This window comes from Lishizhenia sp. (genome assembly GCF_033720595.1).
Classification (GTDB): Bacteria; Bacteroidota; Bacteroidia; order Flavobacteriales_D; family Crocinitomicaceae; genus Lishizhenia.
The window spans coordinates 1-4,219 of sequence record NZ_JAWWCF010000221.1; the positions used below are offsets into that span (position 1 = coordinate 1).

The 4,219-nt window shown below is 35.0% G+C and carries 4 protein-coding genes and 1 tRNA gene; 3 read left to right on the top strand and 2 right to left on the bottom strand.

Translation table 11 applies throughout. The annotated features are described in order from the left end of the window. Together R3333_RS12815 and R3333_RS12820 are read right to left on the bottom strand one after the other, a co-directional pair. Nucleotides 1-863 (bottom strand): ABC transporter permease (locus R3333_RS12815; protein WP_318959170.1); only part of this gene is annotated, 863 nt, incomplete at its 3' end. Then, the gene (locus R3333_RS12820; RefSeq protein ID WP_318959171.1) at nt 853-1,785 is read right to left on the bottom strand and encodes an ABC transporter ATP-binding protein; all 933 of its coding nucleotides are present in this window, start codon (nt 1,783-1,785) and stop codon (nt 853-855) included. The genes R3333_RS12820 and R3333_RS12815, both read right to left, overlap by 11 nt. A 166-nt stretch (nt 1,786-1,951) precedes the next feature. On the opposite strand from R3333_RS12820, the gene R3333_RS12825 reads away from it, so the two are divergent. From R3333_RS12825 to R3333_RS12835, 3 genes are all read left to right on the top strand, one after another. Next, the gene (locus tag R3333_RS12825; protein ID WP_318959172.1) at nt 1,952-2,584 is read left to right on the top strand and encodes a YceI family protein; all 633 of its coding nucleotides are present in this window, start codon (nt 1,952-1,954) and stop codon (nt 2,582-2,584) included. A 164-nt stretch (nt 2,585-2,748) separates the two neighbouring features. Then, nucleotides 2,749-2,830: transfer RNA gene (locus R3333_RS12830), tRNA-Leu, on the top strand. Nucleotides 2,831-2,973: 143 nt separating this feature from the next. Then, a complete protein-coding gene (locus R3333_RS12835) occupies nt 2,974-3,927 on the top strand; it encodes a T9SS type B sorting domain-containing protein (protein WP_318959173.1) in 954 nt (317 codons plus the stop codon). The last annotated feature ends 292 nt before the right edge of the window (nt 3,928-4,219 follow it).

The window sequence follows — 4,219 nt, forward strand, 5'->3', positions numbered from 1 at the left end:
GCAAACAGTTTTTCTTGCATGCTGGCTTGAGCAATTTCTGCGGTCATTTGTTGGGCATTGAAATTACTAGGGTCGAGTAAATCTATAAAAACTGTTTCTCTTAAGATAAAGAGCCCTGTTCCAATAATAATGCTCCATAAAATGAACTGTAACAGTGCCGAAATTCCAATACCTATAACCTTACCAACGAGTAATTGTCGGGCACTGGCTGAAGCTAAAATTACTTCCACGATGCGGTTAGATTTTTCTTTGGATACGCTTCGTAAAATCGTCATTCCAAACAGGAAAATGAACAAAATAATGATGAGTCCGAAGAAGTAACCCGCCCAGGCAGAAAGTTTAGAATCTGTATTTTTTGGGTCGTAGACGTTAAAGAAATGAAACTGCATGGGTTGTTTGATCTCCCTGAATTTCTGAACACTTAACTGTGTGAATTCTTTTACCAATATTTCTTCAAACCTTCGTTCTACTTGATATTGAATTTTTGATTTTACACGTTCTGAGGGTGTTTCCCTATACATCACTTTGATGTGTTTGTTAGAAAGCACCTTCTCATTTAATTCTACACCTATATCGAAGGGTTTGTATTCTTCGTATTTTGCAAATTCTTCAAAATCTACGTAGGTATTGGTGAAACTGTATTTAATGTTAGGATCTTCTTTGGGCATAATTTTTCCCGACATAATTTCTTGGGGATCCATGATCAAAACATTCAGTACTTTCTTTTCACTTCCGCCCAACGCGAATAACAAGTAGGTGAGACCTAATACCAATATAGGACCTAACAAGGCCATTAAAACGAAGGATCTAGATTTTACACGTTCCTTCAATTCTCTCATTGCAATTAACCAACTATGCTTCATCTGACGTGTTTTGAGGTCCGTTTACTTCTTTTATAAATACATCTTCCATACTTGGTAGAATTTCTTCGGCTTTTTCAATTTTAACATGGGGAATGAGCGTTGCTAGAAGATCGTTGAATTCATTTTCTCCACGCATTTTTAAACGCACAATAAATCTATTGTCCGCAAGTACTTCTTTGTCTACAATTTCATAACCTGTCCAAAGTGCATTGGCAAAAGCTATCATGTTCCCTTGGAATTGAATAGAGAAAATTCCTTCTTTCTTGTCTTCTCTAAGCGTTGTAATATTTCCTTCTAATTTCTTTTCTCCTTGATGTAAGATCATACCTCTGTCACAAATTTCCTCCACACTTTTCATGTTGTGCGTTGAGAGAATAATGCTTTTCCCATCCGCACGCATTTGTTTCAATTCTTTACGAATTAACTCTATGTTGATAGGATCAAATCCACTAAAAGGTTCATCCAAAATTAGTAAATGAGGTTTGTGCAACACGGTACATATGAATTGTACTTTTTGTGCCATTCCTTTCGAAAGTTCTTCAATTCTTTTGTGTTTCCAAGCTTCAATCTCAAACTTTTCTAACCAGTAGCGCAGACTTTCTTTTGCATCTGTTTTACTCAAGCCTCGCAGTCTACCTAGAAATACAGCATGCTCTTCCACGGTCATACTTTTATACAAACCGCGTTCTTCGGGTAAATACCCAATTTCATTCAAATGTTTGGTGGATAATATTTGTCCTTTGAAACTGATAAAACCTTTGTCTTGTTGGATAATTTTATTGATGATACGGATAAGGGTAGATTTACCTGCACCGTTAGGACCGAGGAGTCCGTAAATTTCACCTTCTTTCACCTTCAGACTGATATCGGAAACCGCTCTTTTACGGTAAAAGGATTTGTATATACTATCGAGTTCTAACATAAACATTGGATGAGCTGATAAATATAATGATTTCGATGTAGGAGTGCGTTTTGAATTGTCTTCTAAGCGATAAAAATTCACCCAAGGTTAAAATATTTCATTACATATATTACCCGGGTAACTAAATAATGTTATTTTTGCCTAAATAAAAAAATCAAAGAAGACTATGAAAAAGTTTTATGTTGCTGCATTTGCCTTTGCAGCTTTAGCTACTACAGCTTGTACAAGTGAAGGAGAAAAAGTAGAAGAAACGGCTGCAGATGCTGTTGAAACTCCAGTTGTTGAAGAAGTTACTTACAACTTAGACGCTGAAGCTACAACTTTGAACTGGACAGGTTCATGGGTAAAAGAAGGTGAAATCCAAAGAAGTCACAATGGAGCAATTAAAGTATCTGAAGGATCTTTAACTATGAAAGGTGAAGAGTTTGTTTCAGGATCTTTTAAAGTAGATATGACGTCTATCTCTAACAGTGATGTTGAGGACGCAGAGAAGAATGGAAACTTAGTAGGTCACTTATCTGACTCTACGTTCTTTAACGTCCCAGAATTCCCTGCAACAGACGTAAAAGTAAACTCTTTCTCAGGAGATGTAATGAACATTACTATCACTGCAGTAGGACAAGAATTTACACAAGACATCAACGTTAGTACAACTGATGCTGAAGGAACAATGACATTAGAGAGTTCTTTCGCAGTTGATTTCGGAGATGCATTACCATACACAAATCCAGAAGATAAAACTAACGGGCACGTGTCATCAGAAGTAGCATTCGATTTAAAATTGGTTTTAAATAAATAAGCTGGTTTTTGTTTACATAAGAAGGGTGGACCTTAGGTTCACCCTTTTTTAATGCTTGAAAACAAAAGGCTTGTGGTGGTGACTTTATTTTATCTTAAAATAAATCTCAAAGATTAGTAATCTATTAAAAGAATTTACTATTTTTGCAATCGCAATTCGCAAACGCCTAGGTGGCGGAATTGGTAGACGCGCTGGATTCAAAATCCAGTTCTTTCGGGAGTGTGGGTTCGATTCCCACCCTAGGTACACTTTACTAAAACCCTCTCATTTTGAGAGGGTTTTGTTGTTTTTGAGGGTTTGTTATCGATCTCAAAAAGCTTAAAAATAATTTTGTCTAATTATTTGGAATCCCTTAAATTGACTTCATATTAACTAAGTGATGCCTAACAATGAAAAAATCTTTTTTCTTTTTAGTGATTGCCCAAATATTCTTTTCAGCTTTTGGACAAAATTTAGTGCCTAATCCGAGTTTTGAGGAACATGATAGTTGTCCTCAATATTTGGGTGATTTTTTTGTGAAAGATTGGTATAGCCCAACTTTGGGGTCACCCGATTATTTTAATGATTGCTCCACTCTGGAAATGGGGGTTCCTTACAACATATTGGGGAACCAAGAAGCATCTGATGGTTCTGCTTATGTTGGATTTCATTTAAGTGATTTTAGCGGAACGAACGTTAGAGAATACATTCAAGTAAAGTTAAACGAACAATTGATAAAAGATGAATTTTACACCGTGAGTTTGAATATTTCTTTAGCCGATAGTTGTGATTTTGCTTGTAATAATTTTGCGGCATATTTATCAGTAGATAGTCTTACTTCATCTGATTGGTTGAATTTAAATGTTATACCTCAAATTAATTTTAATTCACAATCGATCATTTCTGAAGATAGTTCGTGGGTATTATTGATAGACACACTTTTGGCACAAGGAGGCGAGAAATTTTTAACCATAGGAGTTTTTGCAAATGATATCTCTATGGACTGGATGAAAATTAAAGATTACAATTATTTTTCAGCTCCCTATTATTTTTTGGACAATGTTAATGTTTCATTATTAAGTACATGTGATGAATTTAAGTCCGATTATCCCAATGTTTTTACTCCTAATAACGATGGTAAAAATGATTTTTGGAATCCAAATGGTGATATATCAGAATTAGAAGCTATATATGTTCTGAACAGGTGGGGGAATACCGTAGTTAAATTATCTGAAGAGAATGGATTTAGTTGGGATGGTAAGGATGAAAATAAGAAAGTTGTCTGTTCAGGGGTCTATTATATTGTAGAGGAAAGGGAAGGTTGTCCTTTGAAAAATGTAGGTGTAATTCATTTAATTAAGTAGTTTGTGTATTTAACTTGTTTACAGTTTTGTTTTGAATCTTATTTATTGAAGTATTGGTGGGAATTAACCATCTCTATACCACGCAAAGCAGAAAATTTTGTCCAAATTCCTCAATTAATTTAAGGTCATCAGTGATGGAAAAGTTCGATAAATGTTGCGTTTCGGGTACACTTTACTAAAACCCTCTCATTTTGAGAGGGTTTTGTTGTTTTTGAGGGTGTATTTTAGAGTTTTATTTTTCATTTTTCCGTGACAATTTCCCCGTTATCAAGGAATTGAATTACTAATGAAC

Coding starts and splice junctions, on each gene's coding strand:
- R3333_RS12835 (WP_318959173.1), top strand. CDS start 2,974: ATGAAAAAATCTTTTTTCTTTTTAGTGATTGCCCAAATATTCTTTTCA.
- R3333_RS12825 (WP_318959172.1), top strand. CDS start 1,952: ATGAAAAAGTTTTATGTTGCTGCATTTGCCTTTGCAGCTTTAGCTACT.
- R3333_RS12820 (WP_318959171.1), bottom strand. CDS start 1,785: ATGTTAGAACTCGATAGTATATACAAATCCTTTTACCGTAAAAGAGCG.